Genomic DNA, 24614 nt, shown 5'->3' with positions numbered 1-24614 from the left:
GATACCATACTGACGCGCTGAAGACCGCCCGTCTCCCCCCATTTCAATGACCAGACGCGATTTTCGCGGGCGTGGTGAGGATTTTGCTTATTCTGCATCTCGAAAAGGGATTGCAGCCCCCAGCCTGGTAGCCATCGCATATTCACATTTTCAGCTTCATGCTCTATAGGATGGCGATCCACCCGATGGAGTGTTCATGTTCAAGCAGTCTCAGTCCCGCTGAAGCCCCAGCTTCGTTGCAAGTTGGGGCGTGAAAACAGAAGCCCCGCGCCGGTCCCTATCGGCAGCGGATGTTTTCGCATGGGCGTTTGCCCGTTTTCAGGACAAGACACATGGATATTTCGCGCGACGAACAGCGCATATTGCACCTGCTCGCGCAGGGCGGGAAGATATTGCTCGACAAGGACGATCGCAAAACGATCAGGGAGGTCATCTGCCTCACACGCGACGGCTCGAGATATATGGCCTGCGACATAGGCCTGTTTCGCAAGCTCAAGCAAAAGCGGGCCATCGCCTCTTCCGGCGGCGGCCCCTACCACGTGACAAGGCGTGGGCTGCAACTGGTGCGCTCCGAGTTGGACAACCGGTAAGGCAAACGCGGCGCCAGCGATGGCGCCGCGTCCACGGACCGCAGCAAATCCCGGGGGGAATCTCCGGCAAGGCGACATTTTTTCCGCCTTTTCAGGTGTATTCCCCGCAAGATTTGCTCTAAGAGAACCGCTTAACGCCCAACCGAACTGGTAATCCTCATGACGCTCTCGAATTCCATCCAGATCACGCCCGAACTCGTTGCCGCGCACGGGCTCAAGCCCGATGAATATCAGCGCATTCTCGACCTGATCGGGCGCGAGCCGAGCTTCACCGAACTCGGCATCTTCTCGGCCATGTGGAACGAGCACTGCTCCTACAAATCCTCGAAGAAGTGGCTGCGCACGCTGCCGACGACCGGCCCGCAGGTCATCCAGGGTCCCGGCGAAAATGCCGGCGTCGTCGATATCGGCGATGGCGATTGCGTCGTCTTCAAGATGGAAAGCCACAATCACCCCTCCTTCATCGAGCCCTACCAGGGCGCCGCGACGGGCGTCGGCGGCATCCTGCGCGACGTGTTCACCATGGGCGCACGGCCGATCGCAGCCATGAATGCGCTGCGTTTCGGCGAGCCGGACCATGCGAAGACGCGGCATCTGGTGTCGGGCGTCGTCGAGGGCGTCGGCGGCTACGGCAATTCCTTCGGCGTTCCGACCGTGGGCGGCGAAGTCAATTTCGAAGCGCGCTACAATGGCAATATCCTCGTCAACGCCTTTGCCGCGGGCCTCGCCAAGACGGATGCCATCTTCCTTTCCGAAGCCAAGGGCGTCGGGCTGCCGGTGGTCTATCTCGGCGCCAAGACCGGACGCGACGGCGTCGGCGGCGCAACCATGGCATCGGCGGAATTCGACGAATCCATCGACGAGAAGCGCCCGACCGTGCAGGTCGGCGATCCTTTCACCGAGAAGTGCCTGCTCGAAGCCTCGCTCGAACTGATGGCATCGGGCGCGGTAATCGCGATCCAGGACATGGGCGCGGCCGGCCTCACCTGTTCGGCGGTGGAAATGGGCGCCAAGGGCAATCTCGGCATCGAGCTCAACCTCGACAGCGTGCCCGTGCGCGAGGAGCAGATGAGCGCCTATGAAATGATGCTCTCCGAAAGCCAGGAGCGCATGCTCATGGTGCTGCGGCCGGAAAAAGAGCAGGAAGCCGAGGCGATCTTCAGGAAATGGGGGCTGGATTTCGCCATTGTCGGCTACACCACCGACGATCTGCGCTTCCGCGTCCTGCATCAGGGCGAGGAAGTCGCCAACCTGCCGATCAAGGACCTCGGCGACCAGGCGCCGGAATATGACCGTCCGTGGATGGAGCCGGGCAAGCATGCGCCGCTGCCGGCGGCCAATGTGCCGGAGGTCGAGGATTATGGCGCCGCGCTGCTGCAGATGGTCGGATCGCCCGATCTTTCCTCGCGCCGCTGGGTCTACGAGCAGTATGACACGCTGATCCAGGGCAATTCGCTGCAGGTTCCGGGCGGCGATGCCGGCGTGGTGCGCGTCGAGGGCCATGCCAGCAAGGCGCTTGCCTTCTCCTCGGACGTTACCCCGCGCTATTGCGAGGCCGATCCCTATGAAGGCGGCAAGCAGGCGGTGGCGGAGTGCTGGCGCAATCTCACCGCCGTCGGCGCCGAGCCGCTGGCCGCGACCGACAATCTCAATTTCGGCAATCCGGAACGGCCGGAGATCATGGGGCAGTTGGTCAAGGCCATCGGCGGCATCGGCGATGCCTGCCGCGCGCTCGCCTTCCCGATCGTCTCGGGCAATGTCTCGCTCTATAATGAAACCAATGGCCAGGCCATCCTGCCGACGCCGACCATTGCCGGTGTCGGCCTCATCCCCGACTGGACGAAGACGGCCCGGATCGGCGGCATGAGCGATGGCGACGTGCTGATCCTCGTCGGCGGCGACGGCAGCCATCTTGGCCAGTCGATCTACCTGCGCGATCTTCATGGCCGCGCCGACGGCCCTGCCCCGGCGGTCGATCTCGCCATCGAGAAGCGCAATGGCGATTTCATCCGTTCGGCCATCCGCAACGACCAGATCACCGCCTGCCACGACATTTCCGATGGCGGGCTGGCGATCGCGCTGGCCGAGATGTGCATGGCGGCGGGCAAGGGCGCCGACGTCGAGATCGGCGAAGGCTTGCCGCATGCGCTGCTGTTCGGCGAGGACCAGGCGCGCTATGTCATCGCCGTTGCGCCCGATCTCGCCAACCTGCTGACGCTCAACGCCGAGGGCTCGGGCCTGCCCTTCCGCAAGCTCGGCACCGCCGGCGGCGATTCATTGAACATCGCCGGCCTGCTCACCATATCCGTAGCGGACCTGACAAATGCCCACGAATCGTGGTTCCCTGACTATATGGCTGGTACCGGAACCAAAAGAAGCCAGGCCGCCTGAGGAGAACGAAAATGGCAATGGACGCGCGCGATATCGAGAAAATGATCCAGGACGCCATCCCGGATGCGAAGATAACGATCCGGGATCTTGCCGGGGATGGTGATCATTACGCTGCCGAGGTCGTCGCAGAGAGCTTTCGCGGCAAGTCGCGCGTGCAGCAGCACCAGATGGTCTATGATGCGCTGAAGGGCAATATGGGCGGCGTCCTGCATGCGCTGGCGCTGCAGACAAGTGCCCCGGACTGACCCCGCAACCGGGCGCCGCACGAGAGTTTGACTTGCGTTCGGCCGCCCATCGTGGTTTTTCTGGGTTAAACCATAGGCAAATCGCCTCGAAATACGTATTCTGGCTGCAGATTCCTCCCATGCGGCCGCGAAAGGAAGTCGAAAATGAGCGGTATCAACGAATTCATCGATAATGAGGTCAAGAGCAACGACGTCGTCCTGTTCATGAAGGGCACGCCGGGTTTCCCACAATGCGGCTTCTCCGGCCAGGTGGTGCAGATCCTCGATTACATCGGCGTCGACTACAAGGGCGTCAACGTGCTGACCTCGAACGACCTGCGCCAGGGCATCAAGGATTATTCGAGTTGGCCGACCATCCCTCAGCTCTATGTGAAGGGTGAATTTGTCGGCGGCTGCGACATCATCCGCGAAATGTTCCAGGCAGGCGAACTGCAAACTCTCCTCAGCGAAAAGGGCATAGCCACCAAGGCAGCCTGATTACGCAATAAATTCAACCAATTCCGCCGAAAGGCGGAATTAGATTCTAAAAGGCGTCGGTTCTCCGACGCCTTTCTCGTCGTTTGTAATACAGGTTAGAAAATGGACAGCTCGGTTCAATCGCACGCCCCCAGGCTCCAGGGGATGGGCAAGGTGGAATTCATTGCAATTGCGGCAATGCTGATGGCGCTCAATGCCCTTGCCATCGACATCATGTTGCCCGGCCTGCAGGAGATTGGCGCGAGCCTCGGCGTCTCGAACGAAAATCACCGCCAGTATGTGATCTCCGCCTACCTGTTCGGATTTGCGGTCTCGCAGCTGTTCTATGGCCCCCTGTCGGACCGGTTCGGACGGCGCAAGCCGATGTTTGCCGGGCTCATCATCTATATTTTCTCGGCCATTGCCTGCGTCTTCGTGCCGAGCTTCGCCACGCTGCTGTTCTTCCGGCTGTTGCAGGGCGTCGGTTCCGCCGCGACGCGGGTTATCACGATTTCGATCGTGCGCGACGTCTATGGCGGCCGCATGATGGCGGAAGTGATGTCGCTGATCATGATGGTGTTCATGATCGTTCCGGTCATCGCACCAGCCACCGGACAGGCGGTGATGCTCTTCGGCAACTGGCACCTGATCTTCGTCTTCATGGCGGTGCTGGCGGCGGCCGTGCTGCTCTGGGTCTATATCCGCCTGCCGGAAACGCTCGATCCCGCCGATGTGCGCCCATTCACGCTCGGCTCGGTGGCGCGCGGCTTCCGCATCGTCCTCACCAATCGCCCGGCGCTTTGCTACGCCCTTGCCAGCGCCTTCATCTTTGGCGGCCTGTTCGGCTTCATCAATTCGGCGCAGCAGATCTATGTCGGCATCTACGGGCTCGGCGTGTGGTTCCCGGTCGCCTTCTCGGCGGTCGCGATCATGATGGCGCTTTCGTCATTCGTGAATTCCCGGCTGGTCGGACGCTTCGGCATGCGCCGGCTTTCCCATGGCGCGCTGCTGGCATTCCTGGCGATCACCGGCGTCTGGCTGTTGCTGACGCTGTTCGGCCCGGCGCCGATGCCGTTCCCGCTCTTCCTGCTGTTCTTCGCCGCGGCGATGTTCCAGTTCGGCTGGATCGGCTCCAACTTCAATTCGCTGGCGATGGAGCCGCTCGGCCATGTCGCCGGAACCGCCTCCTCGGTGCTGGGCTTCATGGGCACGGCAGGCGGCGGGGCGATCGGCGCCATGATCGGACAGGCCTTCGACGGAACGACGCTGCCGCTGGTGATGGGCTATTTCCTGCTGGCGCTGATCGGCCTGATCTTCGTGCTCATCGCCGAGCGCGGCAGGCTGTTCCAGCCGCACAACCAGCCGATCTGATCATTCGGCCGCCCCGGGAGCAGCGGCCCCGAGAGCGGCGAAATCGAAGATCTTGCGGTCGAGCAGATGGCTCGGCCGCGTATTCGCCAGGGCGCGGATCATGGTCTCCTTGCGGCCGGGCATGCGCTTCTCGATATCGGCCAGCATCGCCTTCATCATGTTGCGCTGCAGGCCATCCTGGCTGCCGCAGAGGTCGCAGGGGATGATCGGAAACCGCATCGCCTGCGCGAATTTCTCCAGATCGTCCTCGGCGCAGTAGCTCAGCGGACGCAGCAGCATCAGGTCGCCCTCGTCATTGATGAGCTTCGGCGGCATGGCAGCCAGGCGGCCGCCATGGAACAGGTTCATCATGAAGGTCTCTAATATGTCCTCGCGGTGATGGCCGAGGACGAGCGCCGAACAGCCCTCCTCGCGCGCCACGCGGTAGAGATGGCCGCGGCGCAAGCGCGAGCAGAGCGAGCAATAGGTCTGGTTTTCCGGCACCTTGTCGGTGACGATCGAATAGGTGTCACGATATTCGATGCGGTGGGCGATGCCATTGGCATTGAGATAGTCGGGCAGGACGTGCTTGGGAAAATTGGGCTGGCCCTGATCGAGATTGCAGGCCAGCAGCTCGACAGGCAGCAGGCCGCGCCACTTCAGATCGAGCAGCAGCGCCAGAAGCCCGTAGGAATCCTTGCCGCCGGAAAGGCCGACCAGCCAGCGCTCGCCCGGCTTCACCATGGCGAAATCCTCCAGCGCCTGCCTTGTATTGCGCAGCAGCCGCTTGCGCAGCTTGTTGAACTCCACGCTGCCCGGCGCGCTGAGGAACATCGGGTGGCAAGCGCCCGCGGCGTCGGCATTGTCGACGGCGAAATCCTGTTCGTGAACGGTCATCTGCACCTCCGGATAGTCGGCCACGCGGCCCGGTGACAAGGATAGTAGCGGCACTCTGTTCGGATCGGCAAGCCGGCACGCGCCATCGCTATTGCCCGAAAATCGACCAGCCCGTGCGCTGCGCCAGCAGTTCCAGCGCGGCCGAGCCTAGCAGGGAATTGCCGTTTTCGTTGAGGCCCGGCGACCATACGGCGATGGAAGCCTTGCCGGGCGCGATGGCCAGAATGCCGCCGCCGACGCCACTCTTGCCCGGCAGGCCGACGCGATAGGCGAAATCGCCCGATCCGTCATAATGGCCGCACATCAGCATCAGCGCATTGATGCGCCGGGCGCGGCCGGGCGACACGACGCTGCCGCCGGAGAGCGGATTGCGTCCGCCGCAGGCAAGGTACAGTCCGGCGGAAGCGAGCTGCCGGCACGACATGGCAATGGCGCAATGGTGGAAATAGACGCCGAGCACATGCTCGGCCGGATGTTGCAGATTGCCGAAGCCGCGCATGAAATTCGCCAGCGCGGCATTGCGATAGCCGGTCAGCGATTCCGACCGCGCGACATTGTGGTCGATGGTGATGTCGTCATCATCGGCAAGGTAGCGCACGAACTGGACGATCTCGCCGATCGCCTCCTTCGGCTGGTGTCCGGCGAGAACCACATCGGCGACGGCGATGGCGCCGGCATTGATGAAGGGATTGCGCGGCTTGCCACGCTCCTGCTCCAGTTGCACGATGGAATTGAAGGCATTGCCGGAGGGCTCCCGCCCGACCCGCGACCACAGGCCATCGCCGATCTTGCCCAGCGCGAGGGTCAGCGTGAAAACCTTCGACACGCTCTGGATGGAAAACGGCGTCTGCGCATCGCCGGCAAGGCAGGTCTCGCCCTCCACCGTCGACAGCGCGATGCCGAACTGCATCGGATCGACATTCGCCAGCTCCGGAATGTAATCGGCAAGCTTGCCCTCGCCGATCCTCTCGCCGAGGTCGCGGTAGACACTGTCGACTATCGCTTGCAGCTCCATCATTCTTCCCCAGTTTGCCGTATCAGACGTTCCGGCAATGAAGTTTTCGGCAATAAAAAAGCCGCCCAAGATCGCTCCGGGCGGCTTTCTCGATAAATGAACCTATCAGCGCGAATAGAATTCGACGACGAGGTTCGGTTCCATCTGGACCGCATAGGGCACATCGGAGAAGGCCGGAACGCGGGCGTATTTGGCAACCATCTTGTTGTGGTCGACTTCGAGGTAGTCCGGAACATCACGCTCGGCCAGCTGTACGGCCTCGAGCACGACGACGAGCTGCTTCGACTTCTCGCGAACTTCGATCACATCACCCGGCTTGCAGATGTAGGACTGAATGTTGGTGCGACGGCCATTGACGTTGACATGGCCGTGGTTGACGAACTGGCGCGCTGCGAAGATCGTCGGAACGAACTTGGCGCGATAGACGATCGCGTCGAGACGCGACTCGAGCAAGCCGATCAGCTGTTCGCCGGTGTCGCCACGGCGGCGGGCAGCCTCTTCATAGGTCTTGCGGAACTGCTTTTCCGAAATATCGCCGTAGAAACCCTTCAGCTTCTGCTTCGCGCGCAGCTGCACGCCAAAGTCGGAAAGCTTGCTCTTGCGGCGCTGGCCGTGCTGGCCGGGGCCATATTCACGACGGTTTACCGGGGACTTCGGACGGCCCCAGATATTTTCGCCAAGGCGGCGGTCAATTTTATACTTGGACGATTCGCGCTTGCTCATCGCATTTCCTTTCAACAAAACAAACCGGGGCAAGGCCCAGGTCAAGGAAACGCGCCCTCCTCTGCCTTCCGTTTTCGAAGACTGACAGAGTGATCACGCAACGCAGCGTTCACACTCACGGGACACGTCAAATGAAACGCAGAGCTGTTAAGCCCTGCGCTGTGCGGCTTCTAGAGCGGGAGGGCGGCATTGTCAAGCGGAACGCATGTTTCATCGGCTCACATAAGTTGAACCCGATAACCGGACCCGAACGCGCGCGAATGCGTTAGGTTATGCCTTTCAGATAGGAGTAGAGCCGCTAATGACCCTATTCTCCGTCCAGCGCAAGTCCGTGCTGGCTGCTTCCCTCGCCCTGCTCGTGGCGCTTGTCCCGCAACCGGGCTCCAACGGTGCCGAAGCCCGGCCACACCGCAAGCATGCGGCGAGCCGCAATTTCGTGCCGGCAAACCCGCCGCTGCCGGCCGAGAACCCACGGCGGCAGGCCGAACCGGCCACGCCGCAGCCAAAGGAACCGGAAAGCGCCGGGGAGGAAGGTGCCGCCGCGCCGCTGCCGGCCCCGCGCCCGCAGCAGGGACCGGTGGCGGTGCCGGACGGCAAGCCAAAGCCAGCGTCCGGGCCAGAATCCGGGCCGGAACCCAAGCCCGAATCCGAGCCCGACGAGAAGGCGAAACAGGAGGACAAGGCCACCTCGCCTGACCGGGTCTACCAGAATGCCTGCCCGGCCATCATGCGCGGCGATGTCGATGGCGAACTGGTGCCGCCTCTGGCGGAAGGCGCGTGCGGCGAACGCTCGCCATTGCGGGTAAAGTCGGTCGGCAAGGACAAGCCCCTGATCTTCTCGGCCCCCGTCACCGTGAACTGCTCGATGGCGACGGTACTCGCCGAGTGGGCGCCCACCATCCAGGCCGAGGCCGTGCGCAACTTCGGCGCCGAGATCGAATCGGTGGTGACGGGTTCCGATTACCAGTGCCGCAAGGTCAATAATGGCCATGTCGGCCGCGTGTCGGAACACGCCTTCGCCAATGCGCTCGACATTGTTTCGTTCAAGTTCAAGAACGGCAAGAGCACCGAACTTGCCAGCGGCTGGAAGGGAAGCCCGGAGGAGCGGTCATTCTGGTCGGCGCTGCACAAGGCGAGCTGCGAGCGCTTCATGACGGTGATCGGCCCCGACGGCGATGCGGCCCATGCGACCAATCTGCATCTCGACCTCGGCTGCCACGGCCAGGCCTGCAAGTCGCGAATCTGCCAGTGACGACTGCCAGTGACGACTGCCGGCAATCGTTCAGTGACTGCTCTTCTTCTTGGGCAGGTCCTTCCTGTCGGTCTCGGCGAATTCCTCGAGTTCCTTCTCGCTCATCGATTCATACATGCTCTTCGAGGCGCCGCGCAGTTCACTCTTCTTCGTGTCGCCGCGCTTGGCCGAAAGCGCCGCGCCCGCGGCCTTCTGCTGTGCTTGCGATTTTGCCGGCATTGCATTTCTCCTTTTCGTCATTCTTGAAACGTTACTCGGGGAGAGCAACGCGGCAGATGCGCAGGAGTTCCCGAAGCGCCGGCTCAGCCGCCATTGACGTCGCGGGCTGCATCGAAGGCGGCGCGGGCCTGCCGCAATCCATCGCGATTGGTTGCCGCCCATTCGCCGAGCGCCGCGACCGGCGTCGCGATCGAATGCCCCATCTCGGTCAGGCTATAGGTCACTTCCGGCGGCGAAGTCGGTTTCACCGTGCGCCGCACCAGACCTTCGCGCTCGAGCGAGCGCAGCGTCACCGTCAGCATGCGCTGCGAGATGCCCTCGATCATGCGGCGCAGCACGTTGAAGCGGCGCGGCCCGGATTGCAGGTTGATGATCGTCAGCAGGCTCCAGGTGTCGCCGACAATGTCGAGCACCTCGCGCATGGGGCAGCTGCCGCCCTCCTTCTCCATCGCCGGCATCGACGCCAGCAGGGAAACGCCTGTCTCGGCCTTCGCATGTATGCTCATATGTCCTCCATTATCGATGGTTCCCGGGCGGCTGCGGTTACCTCGATGTACCCTGAAACGGAAAAAGTGCGTTCTTCACAAGGCCGCTGCGCTGGCTTAGATAGTTATCAATCGTAACCAACATACATAATTTTCCCACAAGGAGACATCATGAAAATCGCTCTGATCGGTGCTACCGGCTTTGTCGGCAAGGAATTGTTGAACGAGGCCGTCAATCGCGGCCATCAAGTCACCGCCCTCGTCAGGAATGTCGACAAGGTGGAAAAGCGCGATGGCGTGACGGCGGTGAAGGCCGACGCCCAGAACGCCGCCGGGCTGGCCGCGGCGCTGGAGGGCCATGACATCGTGATTTCCGCCTATAATCCCGGCTGGAACGAACCGGATATCCGGCAGATTCACATCAAGGCGAGCCAGGCGATCACCGACGCGACGCGGCAGGCGGGATTGAAGCGCCTGATCGTCATCGGCGGCGCCGGCAGCCTCTACGCCGAGGACGGAACCCAGTTCGTCGATGGCGCCCACTTCCCCGCCGCCTACAAGGAAGGCGCCCTCGGCGCGCGGCAGGCGCTGGACGATCTGCGCAAGGTGACGGACCTCGACTGGACGTTCGTATCGCCGCCGTTCCAGCTCGAACCCGGCGCCCGCACCGGCAAATACCGGCTCGGCGGCGAACATCCGGTCTTCGACGCCGATGGCAAGAGCGCAATCAGCGCTGCCGATCTCGCAGTCGCCATCCTCGACGAGGCAGAGACGCCGCGCCACGTGCAGGCACGCTTCACCGCCGCCTATTGATGATGGGCCTCAATAGGCCTTGGCGGCGTCGAGTATGCGGAACTGCGCCGTGGTCGAGCCATTCCAGTGGTTGAGCGAAAGATTGCCGGCGACGTGCAGGGATTGCCCGAGCTGGTTGAAGAGAAAATCGCCAAGGGCAGCGCCGCCGGCCCGAAAGGCGATGGCGCTGAGCTTCTTGCCGTCGGCCCCGACCAGCGTCGCCTTGACGTGGTTGGTGCCGATGGAGCGCGCATCCTGCAGCCGGTGATGCGGCAGGACGAGGACCGGCTGCGGATGGCCGGAGCCGAACGGCCCGGCGCGTTCCATCATCTCGAACAGGGCGACGGTCGCCCCTGAAGCGCTCAAGGCGCCATCGACGGCGAGCGACTGGTTGCTGCGCAGTTGCCCGACCATTTCGGCGGCATTCTCCTCGAAGAAGGCCCGCAGCGCGCCCAGTTTGTCGCGCTCGACGGTGATACCCGCCGCCATCGCATGGCCGCCGCCCTTGACCAGCAGGCCGCGTTCCACCGCGGCGCGCACGAGCCTGCCGAGATCGAAGCCATTGATGGAGCGCCCGGAGCCGCTGCCGACGCCATGGGCGTTGAAGGAAATGGCGAAGGCCGGCCGGCGCGCCTTCTCCTTCAGCCGCGCCGCGATCAGGCCGACAATGCCCGGATGCCAGTCGTCGCTCGCGGTGACGAGCACGGCCGGGCCGCTGGCGGCCGACATTTCCAGCATGGCCTCGGCTTCGGCCTGCTCCAGCATGATCGTTTCCATCGCCTGCCGTTCCTGGTTGAGCCGGTCGAGCTCCTCGGCGATGCGCATGGCCTCGTTGGGATCGTCGAGCGTCAGCAGCCTCGCACCGAGCCCGGCATCGCCGATACGTCCGCCGGCATTGATGCGCGGTCCTATCAGATAGGCGAAGTGGAACGCATTGAGCGGCTCGCCGATCCTCGATACGCGCGCCAGGGCGGCGATGCCGGCATTCTGCTGCGCCCGCGCCACCAGCAGCCCCTTGACCACGAAGGCGCGGTTGAGCGCCTTCAGGGGCACGACATCGCAGATCGTCGCAAGGGCAACCAGATCCAGCATGCCGAGCAGATCCGGCGCCAGCACGGCCGGCGAAGCGCCGGTTTCGCGCAATAGACGCTGCGTCTGCACGAGCGCGAGGAAGACCACTCCGGCGGCGCAAAGATGGCCCTGGCCGGAAAGATCGTCCTCCCGGTTGGGATTGACCACCGCCAGCGCCGAAGCGGGCAAGGCCCCGCCGACCTGATGGTGGTCGAGGACGACCACATCCGCGCCCGCCGCCTTCGCCTCATCGATGGCGGCCGCGCTGTTGGTGCCGCAATCCACCGTGACGATCAGCGACGCATGGCTGGCGAGTTCGCGCATGGCCGCGGGGTTCGGCCCGTAGCCTTCGAATATCCGGTCGGGAATATAGATGCGGTTGGCGACGCCGTAATGCGTCAGGAAACGCGACAACAGCGCCGAGGAACAGGCGCCATCGACGTCATAATCGCCGAAGATCGCCACGCTCTCGCGCCGCGCCACTGCCTCGGCCAGCCGCTCGGCCGCCTCGGCCATGTCGGTGAGGCTGGCCGGATCCGGCATCAGGCCCTTGATCGTCGGGTCCATGAAGGCAACGGCATCATCGATGCCGACGCCCCTGCCCGCGAGGACGCGGGTGATCAGATCGGGAAAGCCATGGTTCTGCGCCATGGCAAGGGCAAGGTTCGCCTCGCGCTGGCCGAGGCGATCCACCCATTTCAGTCCGGTGGCGGACTGTTCAACGCCGAGAAAAAGCCGTTCAGACATCATGCAGCGTTGAACCATCCGCTGGCGCGGAATGCAATGATTCCCTTACTGGAACTTGCTCATATCCTGATGTTTCGCCTTGATCTCGCGCACGGTCTGCGAATGCGAGCGCATGACGACCGTATGGGTCTGGATATAATCCCGCGCGAACTTGACGCCGGAGAGCATGTTGCCATCGGTCACGCCGGTGGCGGCGAAGAGCACGTCGCCCTTTGCCATCTCTTCCATCGTATAGACCTTCTTCGGGTCGGTGATGCCCATCTTGGCGGCACGGGCGACCTTGTCGTCGCTGTTGAGCTGCAGGCGCCCCTGCATCTGGCCGCCGATGCAGCGCAATGCCGCCGCCGCCAGCACGCCCTCAGGCGCACCGCCGATGCCGATATAGATGTCGATGCCGGTCTCGTCCGGGTCGGTGGTGTGGATGACGCCGGCGACGTCGCCATCGCCGATCAGCCGGATCGAAGCGCCGGTGGCGCGTACTTCCTCGATCAGGCGCGCATGGCGCGGCCGGTCCATGATGCAGGCGGTGATCTCGCTCACCGGCACGCCCTTTGCCTTGGCAACGGCATTGATGTTCTCGATTGCGGGCGCATCGAGATTGACGATGCCGGCCGGATAACCGGGTCCGACGGCGATCTTTTCCATGTAGACGTCCGGCGCATAGAGCAGATTGCCCTTCTCGGCGATGGCGATGACCGCCAGCGAATTCGGCAGGTTCTTGGCGCAGATGGTCGTGCCTTCGAGCGGGTCGAGCGCGATATCCACCGCCGGGCCGCTCCTCGTGCCGACTTCCTCGCCGATATAGAGCATGGGAGCTTCGTCGCGCTCGCCTTCGCCGATGACCACCGTCCCGGCTATCGGCAGGCGGTTCAACTCCTGGCGCATCGCATCCACTGCAGCCTGGTCGGCGGCCATCTCGTCGCCCCGGCCACGCAACCTTGCGGCGGCCACGGCGGCGCGTTCGGTCACACGCACCAGCTCAAGGGTCAAGATACGATCTAGGCCTGCATCGGTCTGGTCAGAAGTTTTCGGCATAATGATTCCTGCGTTCGTTGGAGAGCCGGAAATTCAAAGGCCCCGGCTCCGGTAAGCAACTTTTGGCAAAGTCGCATCCGCGCGGCAAGGGCCAGCGGCCAAGAAAAACCGCTTGCTCAAAATCCTAATCGATTAAACCGCCGACGGGCTTTTCAGCCTGCCCGTTCGATGCGGATCATCTGCGGTTTGTCGGCCACATGACCGTCTTTCACGATGCCTTCGAGCGCCTTCTTCACGGCTGCTTCGGTGGTCTCGTGCGTCACCAGGATGACGGTTTTCAGCGCGTCGCTCGCGGGATCGACGCCCTGCCGCTGCACGATCGATTCCAGCGAAATATCATTGTCCGCCATGCGCTTGGCGATTGCCGCAAAGACGCCCGCCCGGTCGTGCACGGTCAGGCGGATGAAATAGCCGCCCTCATGCGCCCGCATCTTGGCGCGCTTGTAGGGCGCAAGCGCCCGGGCCGGCGTACCGAAAACCGGGCCATGCTGGAAGCCGGGCCGGCTCTTGGCGATATCCGCAAGATCGCCGATCACCGCGGATGCCGTTGCCAGCCCGCCCGCGCCGGGTCCCGAAAGCAGCAATTCGCCCAGAAGGTCGGTTTCGATGGCGACGGCGTTGGTCACGCCGTGAACCTGCGCGATCACCGATTCAACCGGCACCATCGTCGGATGCACGCGCTGTTCGATGCCGCTTTCCGTCTTCAGCGCGACGCCGAGAAGCTTGATCCTGTAGCCGAGTTCGTCGGCCGCGCGAATGTCGGCGAGGGAAATATTGCTGATGCCCTCGAGATAGATATCGTCGGCGGCAATCTGGGTCCCAAAGGCGAGGCTGGTCAGGATCGCCAGCTTGTGCGCGGTGTCATTGCCCTCGATATCGAAGGTCGGATCGGCTTCGGCATAGCCGAGGCGCTGCGCATCCGCCAGGCAATCCTCGAAGGAAATGCCCTCGTCCCACATGCGCGTGAGTATGTAATTGCAGGTGCCGTTCATGATGCCGTAGACGCGCGAGACCCGATTGCCGGTCAGGGATTCGCGCAGGGCCTTGATCACCGGGATGCCGCCGGCGACAGCCGCCTCGAAATTCAGGAGCACGCCCTTCTCCTCGGCGATGCGCGCCAGCGCGACGCCATGCTTGGCGAGGAGAGCCTTGTTGGCGGTGACGACATGGCGCCCCGAGCGCAACGCCGCCTCGACCGCGCCGCGGGCCACGCCCTCGTCGCCGCCGATCAGCTCGATGAAAACGTCGATATCGTTGCAGCGCGCCAGTTCGACCGGATCGTCGAACCATTGCGCCGAACTCAGGTCCACGCCCCTGTCGCGCTTCGCATCGCGGGCGGAAACGCCGGTCACCACGATCTGCCTGCCGCACTGCCGGGTCAGCATCTCGCCCTTGTCCTGAAGGATCTTGACGACGGAGGCACCGACTGTACCCAATCCGGCGATTCCTACGCGCAGCACTTCACTCATCATTCATTCCTTGAAATTTCGAGCGGCGCCGGACAGCGCCGCGATATCATCCAACCCTGCGTCAGCGGCGCAGGTTCAGCGGGATGACGTTGTGCAGCTTTTCGTCCGCACTTGCAAGAAAGCGCTTGATGCCGCGCGCCGCCTGGCGGATCCGGTGCTCGTTTTCGACGAGGGCGATGCGGATGTAATCGTCGCCATGCTCGCCAAAGCCGATGCCGGGCGCAACCGCCACGTCGGCATGTTCGATGAGGAGCTTGGAAAACTCCAGCGAACCGAGGCTGCGGAACTTCTCCGGAATGGGCGCCCAGGCAAACATCGTGGCGGCGGGAGCCGGGACATCCCAGCCGGCGCGGCCAAAGCTCTCCACCAGCACGTCGCGCCGGTGCTTGTAGACCGAGCGCACTTCGGCGATGTCCGTACCGTCGCCATTGAGGGCAGCGGCAGCCGCAACCTGGATGGGTGTGAAGGCGCCGTAATCGAGATAGGACTTGACCCTCGTCAGCGCCGAGATCAGCCGTTCATTGCCGACGGCAAAACCCATGCGCCAGCCGGGCATGGAGAAGGTCTTCGACATCGAGGTGAATTCCACCGCGACATCGATCGCGCCCGGCACCTGGAGCACCGATGGCGGCGGCGAACCGTCGAAATAGATCTCCGAATAGGCGAGATCGGAAAGGATGATGATCTCGTGCTTGCGCGCGAAGGCGACGACATCCTTGTAGAAATCCAGCGAGGCGACATGCGCCGTCGGATTGGACGGGTAGTTGAGGATCAGCGCCAGCGGCTTCGGGATCGAATGCCGCACGCCCCGCTCCAGCGCCGGAATGAACTTGTCGTCCGGCGCTGACTGGACCGAGCGGATGACGCCGCCGGACATGATGAAGCCGAAGGCATGGATCGGATAGGTCGGATCGGGGCACAGCACCACATCGCCCGGCGCGGTGATGGCCTGGGCCATGTTGGCGAAGCCTTCCTTGGAACCGAGGGTCGCCACCACCTGCGTATCGGGATTGAGCTTCACGCCGAAGCGGCGCTCGTAATAGGCCGCCTGAGCGCGGCGCAGGCCGGGAATGCCCTTTGACGCCGAATAGCGATGCGTACGCGGATCCTGCACCGCTTCGCATAATTTATCGACGATGCCCTGCGGCGTCGGCAGGTCCGGATTGCCCATGCCGAGATCCACAATGTCCGCACCCGCCGCTCGGGCGCTCGCCTTCAGGCGATTGACCTGTTCGAAAACATAGGGAGGCAGGCGGCGAACTTTATGAAATTCTTCCATATTTCGGGGTCCGGTAAAAAGAGTTCAATGCGCGTGCGCTATACACCGAATCCCCGCACTGGTCGAGCAATCATTGCATCCACGGGCCACGGAGATCGGCGGCCCGGCCGGCAGCGGGGCGCAGCGCATCCCGAACGCCGGCCGGGACGCAGAAACCCTATGGATTTTAACCCCCGTTGCGGAGTAGATTACGGTCAAAGGGACCGAAGATGAAACACCTCAATCACAAGCTGAATTGCCCACGGTGCGGAACGATCTATCTCGACATTCCGGACAGCGTCACCGACGAGACGCCGATCCACTGCAGCGAATGTGGCGGCCTGATCGGGCGATGGAGTGAACTGGAGCGCGATTTCAACCGCCAGGGCGGGCAGAACGGCGTCTTCGAGATGAAGGACGGCCAGATCCTGCGCAAGGTCTAGGCCGCCGGAACGCACCGCGGCAAACTTGCCACGCCCCTTGATGGACGGCGATTCCACTCATGATTCCAGCAACTTGGGAAGACCACGCCCCTGCCCCATTGGCCCGGCGCAGGCGCTGAAACCGCAGCGCTGTACTGATCTCAAATCCATTTGCGCCGGTAGCCGGAACGGCGTTCAGGCCGGCCGGACAAAGGTCGCAGTTCCCCGGGCGGGGAACAGTCGAGTATCGATTTTTGAAGAGGAAAAGTGGCGCGAGTGACGGGGCTCGAACCCGCGACCTCCGGCGTGACAGGCCGGCACTCTAACCAACTGAGCTACACCCGCGCACTTTCGTACCGAACAATTTGTCCGGCGTGAGCGGTCGTTTAAGGGGTTCGCGGGGTGGTGTCAAGCGGAAGCAGCAAGGAAAAATGCGATTGTGAAAAACTAATCCAACAAATGTTCAAGCGGCGATATTTTCCCTTGCCAAGCCGGCCTGAAACCACTAAACGCTGCCCACACACCCTTGAGGGGGCGATTAGCTCAGTTGGTAGAGCGCTTCGTTTACACCGAAGATGTCGGGAGTTCGAGTCTCTCATCGCCCACCATTCGATCCCACCATTCGATCCCATTGAAATCGACTGACTGCAGGCTGGCCGCGTCGATTGCGGCTCAACCCGCATGTTTCGTCATGAGATCCCGACGGCTTTCCTTGCCTCGGCTTTCCCGTCCCAGAGCGGCATTCCGAGCGATTTGGATACTTCCGGGTCGGTCGTATAGACCGGGAACCCCTTCTCCAGCAGCCTGAGCAGCACTTCGCTGTCGGTTTGCACATGGGAGCGGGAAAGGTTCGCGTCATTATAGATATGGCCGGCGGAATTCGGATTGATGCCGGTTATGATGACCGCTGACGCCCCATTATAAAGAGCGAACAGGACGGCAATCACTCCATTCGAACATTTCGAATAAGCGTCCAGCTCGAACATCTTGATACCGCTCACCGTTTCAATGAGGGCGATGCGCTCGTATCGATTGACGATCCGCAGATCCGCATATCGGTAGTCGAATGTTTCCAGCTGCTGCTCGAGACGCTTTCGTCCCTCGCGCCATAGAAGCACATAAAGCACGCCCGTGCGCTCGCCCTTGAGTACACGTCGGACATGCTGGGCATTCGTATTGGTGCCGTCGAGCTGCCGGCGTTGCATCAGCGTGATATCGGGCACGTCGATGCCCCATGCTTTGGTGACGGCCTGCGACCCATTGATCGTTATGACACGAAACCTGTCGTCGAAATCCGCCGGCAAGTGCGACACCGGCGCTGAACCCACCACCAGAACAGGACCTTCGAAGCGGGTCGGCGCCGTGGGCGGCCTGGACTGACGAAGCAGGTATTTCAACTTCCTGAATAGAAGCTTCGTCGCCTCCGCCAGCGTTTCGCTCATTCACCCATCTCCAGCTGCCTGTGCAATCTATTCACAATGCCTCCTGTTAAACCTGCCCGCCCAAGTTGCACTCAGCGCGTACGTATGGCAAGTCTACGCGCTCTTGCCCGTCTATTCACCACGTCTATCCACGCAGCGACCACTAAGCATCCACGAGAAAAACACTTGAAGAGAAATATCCGGCTGGTGTCATCAAAATCAGAAATCGCGTTTCCCTATCCAGCGAACGAAAGACAGCGTCTGGAGCCAGCTTCACGGACAGTGACTCACAAGCTTCTCAGCCGGTGGCGAACCTTGAGAACCCGGAAGAAGCCAAGCGGAACGCGCCTGATACCACTCAATCCCGACGGGATCAAACCGCTCGCTGCTTCCGATATACCCTTGATATTCCTGACACGGAACAGCCTGCGCTTCCTGGAGTCCTTTTTGACCCATTACCGTGGTCTTGGTGTCACGCGTTTCCTCTGCGTCGACGATCAATCCACTGACGGCACCCGCGAGAAGCTGCTGAACGAGCCCGATGTCGATCTTTTCGGATCCGATGTCCGCTATCGCGAGGCGAAAGGCGGCCTGATGTGGCGCGAGGCTCTCGTTGGCCTGTACGGGACGCAGCGCTGGTATCTGAACGTCGATTGCGACGAATACCTGGTTTATGGCGGCTGCGAGACGAAGAAGCTTCCCGAGTTTATCCAACGCCTCGAAGCAGCCGGGATTCTCCATTGCCCGGCACCGATGATAGACTTCTACCCGGAGGATTCCATCAGCTCTGCCGTCTTCGACGGTAGCAACAATTCGATGCCATGGACCATCGCCAACATGTTCGACCGGAGCGGCTATCGCCTGTTTCGAACCAGCTCCGGCATGATCATGTCGGGCGGCCCGCGCGACCGGGTTCTGGGGCGTCCTGCGATCCATGACGAACTGATGAAATATCCGCTGGTCTATGTCGAACACGACACGACGTTCAGCGTGAGCATACACAAGCCGTGGCCATTCACGCGAAACTTTTCCCCGATCGTCGGTTCGCTCCTGCATTTCAAGTTCTTCAACGAGACCGAAAGTCTGATCAAGGAAGCCATAAGAGATAATCAGTATTACAAGGGCTCGCGTTCCTATAAGAGCATGTTGAAGGCCCTGGATGAGGGCAAGCTTGTCAATCTCAAGTCGGACATCTCTGTCCATTATGAGAACTCCCGGCAACTGGAACAGCTGGGATTCTTCAAGACGCTTTTCTAGCCATCGAACTCTGATCGCGATATTGGTTAGGGGGTACACATCATGAGATTTCCGCGTATTGAGATGCTGACGAAAATTCGCAGATCGATCGTCTATCGCCTCGGGCGGTATCGGCCGCCCGCACATCCCGCCAGATTCGATGGACCCGTTGTCGTCGTCGGCTCGGCTCCCGTATCGAACGTTCCGGAAGGCTTCGACAATCGATATTTCGTGATTTCGGTAAACGGCTCGCAGGTTGTCGCCGGCAATTGGGGCGTCCAAAAACCCGATGCGACTTTCATGCAGTTCAACCAGATCGAAGGGCAGACCGTAAACGCCCAGCAGGTTCGAAAAGTGCTGCGTGGCAGACAGACCGGCCTCCTTTATGTCGTTCGCTGGTCCAAAAGCCTGGAACAGCTTCGGCAGGGATTGGCCGCATTCAATTATTCCTGCGACGAGCTGCGCATGCTGAACCGCTACGGGCGCATGGCGCTCTATGAAGCGGTGGTCGGCAAGCTCAATCTGGAAATTGATGACGACATGAAGTTTTCCAACGGCATCACGGCTGTTCTGTACGCTATTACCAATGGCGCCCAGGCGGTGATCATCACCGGAATAAACCCGTCTTCATCCGGACATGTCTACAATGACGCCAACCTGAAACGTCTGCACGCCGGTACCGACAGGCAGATATTGGAATTGCTCGTCGAGCGTGGCTATCGATTGTTTACGGCCGATGCGGAGGTGGCAAAGGAATGCCGAATTCCGCTTTGGACCGGCGAAACTGCAGCGGCTGGACATTCGGCAGTGGATTCAGCGCGCTGATATTCAAGCCGGCCTGGTATTCCAACCGGACGGCTGGAAGCTGGTCCGGGGCCGTTGCCCCGGACTGCGTAAATCTCAACTCAAATGGGTTTCCAGCCCGGATGCAGCGCATCTGCCTCGGCACGCCATTCATCGCCGTAATCGACGTTCTGCCAATCCTTGAACCAGGGTCCGCCATTGGTGAAATGAACGGCGTTTGGATAGCCTTTCTCCGGCTTCTGGTTCCAGCCTTCCAGCCAGTTCCACTCGACCGGAACTTCACCGATTTCCTCGTCTTTGGCCCATTGCATGCGGTGCAGATATGCGCCGCTTTCCCTGTTGATCAGTTCGGGCGTCAATTGCCGTGTCGAAGGATGCTCGCAATTGAACAGCATGAACGACGACCAGTTCTTTCTCGGATAGTTGGTCTGGATCTGGCCATCCATCTTGGTGCCTTCCTTTGGCGTGTAGTCGTGCTTGACACAGACCACGGCCTTGGATTCATCCCGATATTGCAGCAGTTGCGCTACGTCGGAGAAGAAGAGGAAGTCGCAATCGCAGAACAATGCCCACCCCTTGAAGCCGGCGAGCCAGGGGGTATAGAAGCGAGAATAGGTGAATTCCGTCGACGCAAGCGGATCGATTTCGCGCGAATAGGCGCCGGACTCGACAAGCTCGTTCAGTTTGATCGGTTTGACGCGAACCGGAATAGTGGCGTGCTTCAATATCGTACGTTCGGCGACCTCGAAGGCAATAGGTTCCCGTGAGTCCCAGCCGACATACACGTCAAGTTCATTTTGCATCAGTGCCTCGCTTCAATGCTAGAATCGGATGACCTTATGACAGAATGCCGGGAAAGAAAACTTCGTCCCAGGCCGTCCCTGCGAATCCCCCGGAGGGCTTCATTTACGTCCTGATTGCGCATCCTAAGCCCGTCAAAAGGCAAAAGGCTACCATTACATTCAACTTTCCAGACATTTTCCGTCCCGTTTGAAAAGTTCGACGATGGTTTGTCAAGCCGGAAGTCTTCGTCAGCCGGATCGGGCCGTGAAACCCTCATGATGCCGCGGCAGGACCAGATGTCGCAATGGTCTCCGCTAAAAAACCACATATCTCGGCATAAGTCCCCAAAAGGCGTTTTGGCTGCTCTCCGAGGAGAATGCTGCCGGGCACATTTCACGTTAGGTAAGTTATGAATCATATTGCACTTGCCGCACCTGTCGAGAACGACAAGGAAGCGCAGACGGATTTTCCTGCATATGCCAGAGTATGGACAGTCAGCGAATCCAAGGCCGGCACTCTCACGCAATGTCTTGGCGTTGGAATGCATTTCGACCCTCATCCGGTCGAAAAGATAGTGGTTCGAACCCGTGGGCTTCGCAAACTGATTGCCCGCCCCGTTTTCAAACGGAGCGAAGCCGAACCCGGCATCATCATTTCCTGCGGGTCGCTGCCCGAGCAACACGTGTTGCAGATGCAACAAACCTTCGGTGAACGGCCGCTCACGGTTCATCTTCAGCGGCCGAAGGTGGAAGGCTATGATCTGTGCTTTGTCTCGCGCCATGACTGGACGCCCGAGCTTGCGGAACGGCCAAACTATCATTCCGTGGTCGGCGTTCCTCACCGGGTTTCCCAGAGGGTACTGGCGCCTTTGCGTGACAAGGCCCGCCTCCGCTACGCTCCGAACAACGAGAAAGTCGCCGTCATATTCGTTGGCGGAACAAACGGCGCTTATGCCTATGACGATCGGGCATTGAATGAACTGTCAAACGTGATCCACAAGCTTGTCGAACAGCATTGGCGCGTGCTTGTGTCGACGTCGCGTCGCTCCAGCCCCCAGACCCTTCAAGCATTGCTCGAGCTTCGGAACCCGATGGTCGAAGTGTGGGACAGGACCGGACACAACCCGTTTCTGGACTATATGGCCGCCGCCGATGCCTTCCTGATCGGCAAGGATTCCATCACCATGCCTTGCGAAGCGCTGGTGACGGGAAAACCGGTCTACGCATTGGAACTCACGCACATTCCCGGCGATCGTGTCACCAAATTCGAGAGGTTCCACCACGATCTTCAGGATGTCCTGAAGTTGACGCGCCCCTTCCGGGACGAGATCGCCGACTACGAATACGTCCCGTTGGACGAGACCGGAAGGATCGTCAAGACAATCTCAGCGGCCCTTGCCGCCAATCGTGCCTGAAGTCTGGGCCGGCCCCGGCTTGCCCTGTTTTTGGCGACAGGCTGAAAACAGGGCAAATCCTGCGCAGATGACGGCTGCGAAGACCGGCAGGCCATGCGGAGAAACCTCCATCGCCAGGCCGCCGATCAATGGCCCCAACAGCGCGCCGATGCCCCAGAAGATCGACAGCAAGGCATAGATGCCGAGCAGTTCGTTATCCTTGTAGGCATCGCCGAGCATGGCGATGGTGGTCGTGTAGATACCAACGAAGGCCCCTCCCCATACATAGAGCAGCGGATAGGCCAGCCAGGGATTGGAAAAGGCGATCGGCCACACAAGGGCACCGATGGCCGAGATGACGGACAGTGCGATCAACACTGTTTGGCGAGGCAGCCTGTCGGCAAGCCATCCGATCGGCAATTGCAATGTGATCGCTCCGATCAGCAGCACGGTGAGAAGCAGCGTCGCCGAATCCTCGGTCCAACCAAGCCGTATCGCATAGAGGGGCAGCAAGGTGAGACCCGCAGCCTCGAGCGCAGCATTGAGTGCCGAAGATGCGACCGCCACCGGCACGAGCTTGAGATATCGGAACGGATTGCCCGTTTCTTCCCTCGCCGGCGCTGTCGCCGCCGGCCTGCCGACGAACAGTATGACGCAGGCCACGACGGCGATTGCGGCGCCGATAAGGAATGCGAGAGATTGCTGCCTGCCCACCAGGGTCAGGATGGCAGGCCCCAGAGCGGTGCCGCACGAAAGAGCCGTGACGTAGATGGCCATTGTCGTGCCGCGATTTTTTTGCGCGGCAAGCTGGTTCAGCCAGGTCTCCGAAACAACGAACAGCGTTTCGGATGCTGCTCCGAGCGCGGCGCGCAATGGAAACCATAGCCATAAGAACGGCGCCAAGGGAAACAGGACGAGCAAGCCGCTGGAAGCCAGCAGCGCACCCTTCGCCAGGGCCGGGAACCCCAATCGTTGCGCCAGACGCGGAAGATAGGGCGCGGCCAGAAGAACGCCGATAGCGTACATGGCGCCGTTGGCTCCGATAAAGCCTTCGGAGTAGCCGGCTTCCGCCAGTTCCAGTGCGATCAGGGGCGCGCTGAGGCCGTATGTCAGGCCGAAGATCGCCGCGGTGAGAACGACGATGGCGGTGGCGCGTATATATCCGCTCATTTCGCTGCGGCCCTGCTCTCGTCGCCTTCTGCTGCACGGGCGGCCATGCCCCGGCTCGCGTGAATGGCATCGGAAAGCCTGCTGCGCCACCGCCGGTCGCTATGCTCGACGGTACTGCGCAACAAGCGTGCATAGTCGAGAACCAGTCCCGGCGTCCACGTCATTGCCTCGGCGCGGCCGCGGACGATCCGGAGCAACCAAAATTGCGGATTGCTGATTATCTTCCACAGGTCACGCCAGACATGGCCGGTGTAGGAAGCGCCTTCGACAGCCGCATCGAGCGCCTGAATGACACTTGTCGAGCAATTGCGCGCTGTCAGATTATAGGTATCGTCGCGCGAATAGACCGCCCAGAAAGCCCGTAGCGCAGCCGCATCGAATTTGCGGAATGTCACTTTCTGATCCGGGAAGCACCAGTCGGCCGCCTCCTGGGCCAGCGATATGTTGAACTTGCCGGGAACGTCATTCTCATGTCCCGCCGAAAGCATTGCACGGAAATCGTCGGGACTGTGATCGATATCGCTGGCCGGATAGTGACTGACATAGAGATCGGGCTCCAGTTCAAGCGCGGCATGTCCGGTGGAAATGACACCCTTCTTGTCTACCGCCGCGATATAGCGGTCGATCAGAAGCCGGCGCTCCGGGTCCTTGATGGAACCGACGGCGGTCCAGACATAGACGTTCAAGGCCTGATCGTTGCGATCTGCTGCCCCGTCGCCCGCCGGAATGACCGGCCGCGCAACGCCTCCCTGCCAGTTGCGCGCGGCATAGAGGGGCAGCGACGTTACGGAACCGCCATCGGGCAATTGCCGCAGGGGAAGAGCGAGGCGGACGAGGCCATAGCCGGAGGTCAGCAACAACAGCGCAAAGCAGAACGGCACCGTGAGATGATGCGGCACCGGCCACGACATCAATATTGCCATCGCCAGGCCGACTTCAATCACACCCGCCGCAATGCCGACACGCCAGCGAGGGCTGTGGACGACGAAGGCAGTGCTGATCCTGAACAGGCCATCGATGAGAAATGCAGCGCCGAACACCATGGCCGCGCCGATATTGTCGTCCCAGGGAACATTGAATACCAGGAACGCCGCGACGAGAAAGCTTGCCCCGCGCAGCGCATCGATCCAGTGCTGGCGGAGCCCGAGCGAGGCGGCTGCGGCGATTTCCACCAATCCCTCGACAACCAGGAATATGGCAAGCGTATCGAGGACGACCGAGAGCGCACCATCGCTGAGGTCGAACAGGATGGCCACGCCGAGGAGAATCCAGACAATGCCGGCCACGGTCAACAGCCGCCAGATCGGTTTGAGGGCACGCGCTCCAAGCAGAAGAAAGACGAGACGAATCATATGATTTTCCGTTCCATGCCAATCAATGCTGGCCGGTT

The 24614-nt window shown here is 61.3% G+C and carries 25 protein-coding genes and 2 tRNA genes; 12 read left to right on the top strand and 15 right to left on the bottom strand.

Annotated features, from left to right (window positions below; genetic code table 11):
- A partial coding sequence (locus OSJ75_RS16555; protein WP_267228781.1) for a hypothetical protein occupies window positions 1–182 on the bottom strand: 182 nt, incomplete at its 3' end.
- Window positions 183–332: 150 nt separating this feature from the next.
- Here OSJ75_RS16555 and OSJ75_RS16550 point away from each other — a divergent pair.
- The 5 genes from OSJ75_RS16550 to OSJ75_RS16530 all read left to right on the top strand — a co-directional run bounded on the left by OSJ75_RS16550 (window position 333) and on the right by OSJ75_RS16530 (window position 5053).
- Entirely contained in the window at window positions 333–590 is a 258-nt protein-coding gene (locus tag OSJ75_RS16550; protein ID WP_267228780.1) for a YjhX family toxin, read from the top strand.
- A 159-nt stretch (window positions 591–749) separates the two neighbouring features.
- Window positions 750–2981 (top strand): phosphoribosylformylglycinamidine synthase subunit PurL, encoded by a 2232-nt coding sequence (gene purL / locus OSJ75_RS16545; protein WP_267228779.1) that lies wholly within the window; start codon window positions 750–752, stop codon window positions 2979–2981.
- Window positions 2982–2992: 11 nt separating this feature from the next.
- Window positions 2993–3226 carry a BolA/IbaG family iron-sulfur metabolism protein gene (locus tag OSJ75_RS16540; RefSeq protein ID WP_250018004.1) on the top strand — a complete coding sequence of 78 codons (234 nt, stop codon included), beginning with the start codon at window positions 2993–2995 and terminating at the stop codon, window positions 3224–3226.
- A 144-nt stretch (window positions 3227–3370) separates the two neighbouring features.
- The gene (grxD, locus tag OSJ75_RS16535) at window positions 3371–3703 is read left to right on the top strand and encodes a Grx4 family monothiol glutaredoxin (protein ID WP_250018006.1); all 333 of its coding nucleotides are present in this window, start codon (window positions 3371–3373) and stop codon (window positions 3701–3703) included.
- Window positions 3704–3847: 144 nt separating this feature from the next.
- Window positions 3848–5053: a multidrug effflux MFS transporter gene (locus OSJ75_RS16530; protein ID WP_267228792.1), complete on the top strand. Its 1206-nt coding sequence runs from the start codon at window positions 3848–3850 to the stop codon at window positions 5051–5053.
- Here OSJ75_RS16530 and ttcA read toward each other — a convergent pair whose 3' ends face one another.
- The 3 genes from ttcA to rpsD all read right to left on the bottom strand — a co-directional run bounded on the left by ttcA (window position 5054) and on the right by rpsD (window position 7667).
- On the bottom strand, window positions 5054–5929 hold the full coding sequence (gene ttcA, locus OSJ75_RS16525; protein WP_267228778.1) for a tRNA 2-thiocytidine(32) synthetase TtcA: 876 nt from the start codon (window positions 5927–5929) through the stop codon (window positions 5054–5056). It lies immediately after the preceding gene.
- An 88-nt stretch (window positions 5930–6017) separates the two neighbouring features.
- Window positions 6018–6947, bottom strand: a complete 930-nt coding sequence (locus tag OSJ75_RS16520; protein ID WP_250018312.1) for a glutaminase — start codon at window positions 6945–6947, stop codon at window positions 6018–6020.
- Between the two features lie 102 nt (window positions 6948–7049).
- Window positions 7050–7667 carry a 30S ribosomal protein S4 gene (rpsD, locus tag OSJ75_RS16515; RefSeq protein WP_250018022.1) on the bottom strand — a complete coding sequence of 206 codons (618 nt, stop codon included), beginning with the start codon at window positions 7665–7667 and terminating at the stop codon, window positions 7050–7052.
- Between the two features lie 301 nt (window positions 7668–7968).
- On the opposite strand from rpsD, the gene OSJ75_RS16510 reads away from it, so the two are divergent.
- Entirely contained in the window at window positions 7969–8919 is a 951-nt protein-coding gene (locus tag OSJ75_RS16510; RefSeq protein WP_267228777.1) for an extensin family protein, read from the top strand.
- A 30-nt stretch (window positions 8920–8949) separates the two neighbouring features.
- Here OSJ75_RS16510 and OSJ75_RS16505 read toward each other — a convergent pair whose 3' ends face one another.
- Entirely contained in the window at window positions 8950–9138 is a 189-nt protein-coding gene (locus OSJ75_RS16505; protein WP_250018026.1) for a DUF3008 family protein, read from the bottom strand.
- An 83-nt stretch (window positions 9139–9221) separates the two neighbouring features.
- Window positions 9222–9644: a winged helix-turn-helix transcriptional regulator gene (locus tag OSJ75_RS16500; RefSeq protein ID WP_250018028.1), complete on the bottom strand. Its 423-nt coding sequence runs from the start codon at window positions 9642–9644 to the stop codon at window positions 9222–9224.
- A 147-nt stretch (window positions 9645–9791) separates the two neighbouring features.
- On the opposite strand from OSJ75_RS16500, the gene OSJ75_RS16495 reads away from it, so the two are divergent.
- Window positions 9792–10436 carry an NAD(P)-dependent oxidoreductase gene (locus OSJ75_RS16495; protein WP_250018313.1) on the top strand — a complete coding sequence of 215 codons (645 nt, stop codon included), beginning with the start codon at window positions 9792–9794 and terminating at the stop codon, window positions 10434–10436.
- Between the two features lie 9 nt (window positions 10437–10445).
- On the opposite strand, the gene recJ is transcribed toward OSJ75_RS16495, so the two are convergent.
- The 4 genes from recJ to OSJ75_RS16475 form a co-directional block, all read right to left on the bottom strand.
- A complete protein-coding gene (recJ, locus tag OSJ75_RS16490) occupies window positions 10446–12236 on the bottom strand; it encodes a single-stranded-DNA-specific exonuclease RecJ (protein WP_267228776.1) in 1791 nt (596 codons plus the stop codon).
- Between the two features lie 42 nt (window positions 12237–12278).
- On the bottom strand, window positions 12279–13268 hold the full coding sequence (gene glpX / locus OSJ75_RS16485) for a class II fructose-bisphosphatase (protein ID WP_250018030.1): 990 nt from the start codon (window positions 13266–13268) through the stop codon (window positions 12279–12281).
- 152 nt (window positions 13269–13420) lie between these two features.
- Complete coding sequence (locus OSJ75_RS16480) at window positions 13421–14737, bottom strand: homoserine dehydrogenase (RefSeq protein ID WP_250018032.1); 1317 nt, start codon at window positions 14735–14737, stop codon at window positions 13421–13423.
- 61 nt (window positions 14738–14798) lie between these two features.
- Complete coding sequence (locus OSJ75_RS16475) at window positions 14799–16016, bottom strand: LL-diaminopimelate aminotransferase (protein ID WP_250018034.1); 1218 nt, start codon at window positions 16014–16016, stop codon at window positions 14799–14801.
- 209 nt (window positions 16017–16225) lie between these two features.
- Here OSJ75_RS16475 and OSJ75_RS16470 point away from each other — a divergent pair, with 209 nt between their 5' ends.
- Entirely contained in the window at window positions 16226–16438 is a 213-nt protein-coding gene (locus tag OSJ75_RS16470; RefSeq protein WP_250018035.1) for a hypothetical protein, read from the top strand.
- Window positions 16439–16685: 247 nt separating this feature from the next.
- Here OSJ75_RS16470 and OSJ75_RS16465 read toward each other — a convergent pair.
- Window positions 16686–16762, bottom strand: a tRNA-Asp gene (locus OSJ75_RS16465).
- Window positions 16763–16949: 187 nt separating this feature from the next.
- Between OSJ75_RS16465 and OSJ75_RS16460 the strand changes: the two genes are divergently transcribed.
- Window positions 16950–17025, top strand: a tRNA-Val gene (locus OSJ75_RS16460).
- An 81-nt stretch (window positions 17026–17106) separates the two neighbouring features.
- On the opposite strand, the gene OSJ75_RS16455 is transcribed toward OSJ75_RS16460, so the two are convergent.
- A complete protein-coding gene (locus OSJ75_RS16455; RefSeq protein ID WP_267228775.1) occupies window positions 17107–17859 on the bottom strand; it encodes a membrane-anchored protein in 753 nt (250 codons plus the stop codon).
- 36 nt (window positions 17860–17895) lie between these two features.
- Between OSJ75_RS16455 and OSJ75_RS16450 the strand changes: the two genes are divergently transcribed.
- Together OSJ75_RS16450 and OSJ75_RS16445 are read left to right on the top strand one after the other, a co-directional pair.
- A complete protein-coding gene (locus tag OSJ75_RS16450; protein ID WP_323748434.1) occupies window positions 17896–19095 on the top strand; it encodes a glycosyltransferase family 2 protein in 1200 nt (399 codons plus the stop codon).
- A 42-nt stretch (window positions 19096–19137) separates the two neighbouring features.
- Window positions 19138–19899: a membrane-anchored protein gene (locus tag OSJ75_RS16445; protein WP_267228773.1), complete on the top strand. Its 762-nt coding sequence runs from the start codon at window positions 19138–19140 to the stop codon at window positions 19897–19899.
- Window positions 19900–19979: 80 nt separating this feature from the next.
- Here OSJ75_RS16445 and OSJ75_RS16440 read toward each other — a convergent pair whose 3' ends face one another.
- Window positions 19980–20681, bottom strand: a complete 702-nt coding sequence (locus OSJ75_RS16440; RefSeq protein WP_250018042.1) for a glycosyltransferase — start codon at window positions 20679–20681, stop codon at window positions 19980–19982.
- 389 nt (window positions 20682–21070) lie between these two features.
- On the opposite strand from OSJ75_RS16440, the gene OSJ75_RS16435 reads away from it, so the two are divergent.
- On the top strand, window positions 21071–22075 hold the full coding sequence (locus OSJ75_RS16435) for a mitochondrial fission ELM1 family protein (protein ID WP_323748433.1): 1005 nt from the start codon (window positions 21071–21073) through the stop codon (window positions 22073–22075).
- Here the strand turns inward: OSJ75_RS16435 and OSJ75_RS16430 are convergent.
- Window positions 22046–23224 (bottom strand): MFS transporter, encoded by a 1179-nt coding sequence (locus OSJ75_RS16430; protein WP_250018044.1) that lies wholly within the window; start codon window positions 23222–23224, stop codon window positions 22046–22048. The genes OSJ75_RS16435 and OSJ75_RS16430 overlap by 30 nt on opposite strands.
- Window positions 23221–24576, bottom strand: coding sequence for an HdeD family acid-resistance protein (locus OSJ75_RS16425; RefSeq protein WP_267228772.1), 1356 nt, complete (start codon window positions 24574–24576; stop codon window positions 23221–23223). Before OSJ75_RS16425 ends, OSJ75_RS16430 begins: the two co-directional genes overlap by 4 nt.
- Window positions 24577–24614 lie beyond the last annotated feature (38 nt).

This window comes from Phyllobacterium sp. 0TCS1.6A, from assembly GCF_026420825.1.
Classification (GTDB): Bacteria; Pseudomonadota; Alphaproteobacteria; order Rhizobiales; family Rhizobiaceae; genus Phyllobacterium.
The sequence above is the reverse complement of the archived record's forward strand: the minus strand, read 5'-3'. Positions and strand labels throughout refer to the sequence as shown.

Coding starts and splice junctions, on each gene's coding strand:
- OSJ75_RS16550 (WP_267228780.1), top strand. CDS start 333: ATGGATATTTCGCGCGACGAACAGCGCATATTGCACCTGCTCGCGCAG.
- purL (WP_267228779.1), top strand. CDS start 750: ATGACGCTCTCGAATTCCATCCAGATCACGCCCGAACTCGTTGCCGCG.
- OSJ75_RS16540 (WP_250018004.1), top strand. CDS start 2,993: ATGGCAATGGACGCGCGCGATATCGAGAAAATGATCCAGGACGCCATC.
- grxD (WP_250018006.1), top strand. CDS start 3,371: ATGAGCGGTATCAACGAATTCATCGATAATGAGGTCAAGAGCAACGAC.
- OSJ75_RS16530 (WP_267228792.1), top strand. CDS start 3,848: ATGGGCAAGGTGGAATTCATTGCAATTGCGGCAATGCTGATGGCGCTC.
- ttcA (WP_267228778.1), bottom strand. CDS start 5,929: ATGACCGTTCACGAACAGGATTTCGCCGTCGACAATGCCGACGCCGCG.
- OSJ75_RS16520 (WP_250018312.1), bottom strand. CDS start 6,947: ATGATGGAGCTGCAAGCGATAGTCGACAGTGTCTACCGCGACCTCGGC.
- rpsD (WP_250018022.1), bottom strand. CDS start 7,667: ATGAGCAAGCGCGAATCGTCCAAGTATAAAATTGACCGCCGCCTTGGC.
- OSJ75_RS16510 (WP_267228777.1), top strand. CDS start 7,969: ATGACCCTATTCTCCGTCCAGCGCAAGTCCGTGCTGGCTGCTTCCCTC.
- OSJ75_RS16505 (WP_250018026.1), bottom strand. CDS start 9,138: ATGCCGGCAAAATCGCAAGCACAGCAGAAGGCCGCGGGCGCGGCGCTT.
- OSJ75_RS16500 (WP_250018028.1), bottom strand. CDS start 9,644: ATGAGCATACATGCGAAGGCCGAGACAGGCGTTTCCCTGCTGGCGTCG.
- recJ (WP_267228776.1), bottom strand. CDS start 12,236: ATGATGTCTGAACGGCTTTTTCTCGGCGTTGAACAGTCCGCCACCGGA.
- glpX (WP_250018030.1), bottom strand. CDS start 13,268: ATGCCGAAAACTTCTGACCAGACCGATGCAGGCCTAGATCGTATCTTG.
- OSJ75_RS16480 (WP_250018032.1), bottom strand. CDS start 14,737: ATGAGTGAAGTGCTGCGCGTAGGAATCGCCGGATTGGGTACAGTCGGT.
- OSJ75_RS16475 (WP_250018034.1), bottom strand. CDS start 16,016: ATGGAAGAATTTCATAAAGTTCGCCGCCTGCCTCCCTATGTTTTCGAA.
- OSJ75_RS16470 (WP_250018035.1), top strand. CDS start 16,226: ATGAAACACCTCAATCACAAGCTGAATTGCCCACGGTGCGGAACGATC.
- OSJ75_RS16455 (WP_267228775.1), bottom strand. CDS start 17,859: ATGAGCGAAACGCTGGCGGAGGCGACGAAGCTTCTATTCAGGAAGTTG.
- OSJ75_RS16450 (WP_323748434.1), top strand. CDS start 17,896: ATGCCTCCTGTTAAACCTGCCCGCCCAAGTTGCACTCAGCGCGTACGT.
- OSJ75_RS16445 (WP_267228773.1), top strand. CDS start 19,138: ATGAGATTTCCGCGTATTGAGATGCTGACGAAAATTCGCAGATCGATC.
- OSJ75_RS16440 (WP_250018042.1), bottom strand. CDS start 20,681: ATGCAAAATGAACTTGACGTGTATGTCGGCTGGGACTCACGGGAACCT.
- OSJ75_RS16435 (WP_323748433.1), top strand. CDS start 21,071: ATGAATCATATTGCACTTGCCGCACCTGTCGAGAACGACAAGGAAGCG.
- OSJ75_RS16430 (WP_250018044.1), bottom strand. CDS start 23,224: ATGAGCGGATATATACGCGCCACCGCCATCGTCGTTCTCACCGCGGCG.
- OSJ75_RS16425 (WP_267228772.1), bottom strand. CDS start 24,576: ATGATTCGTCTCGTCTTTCTTCTGCTTGGAGCGCGTGCCCTCAAACCG.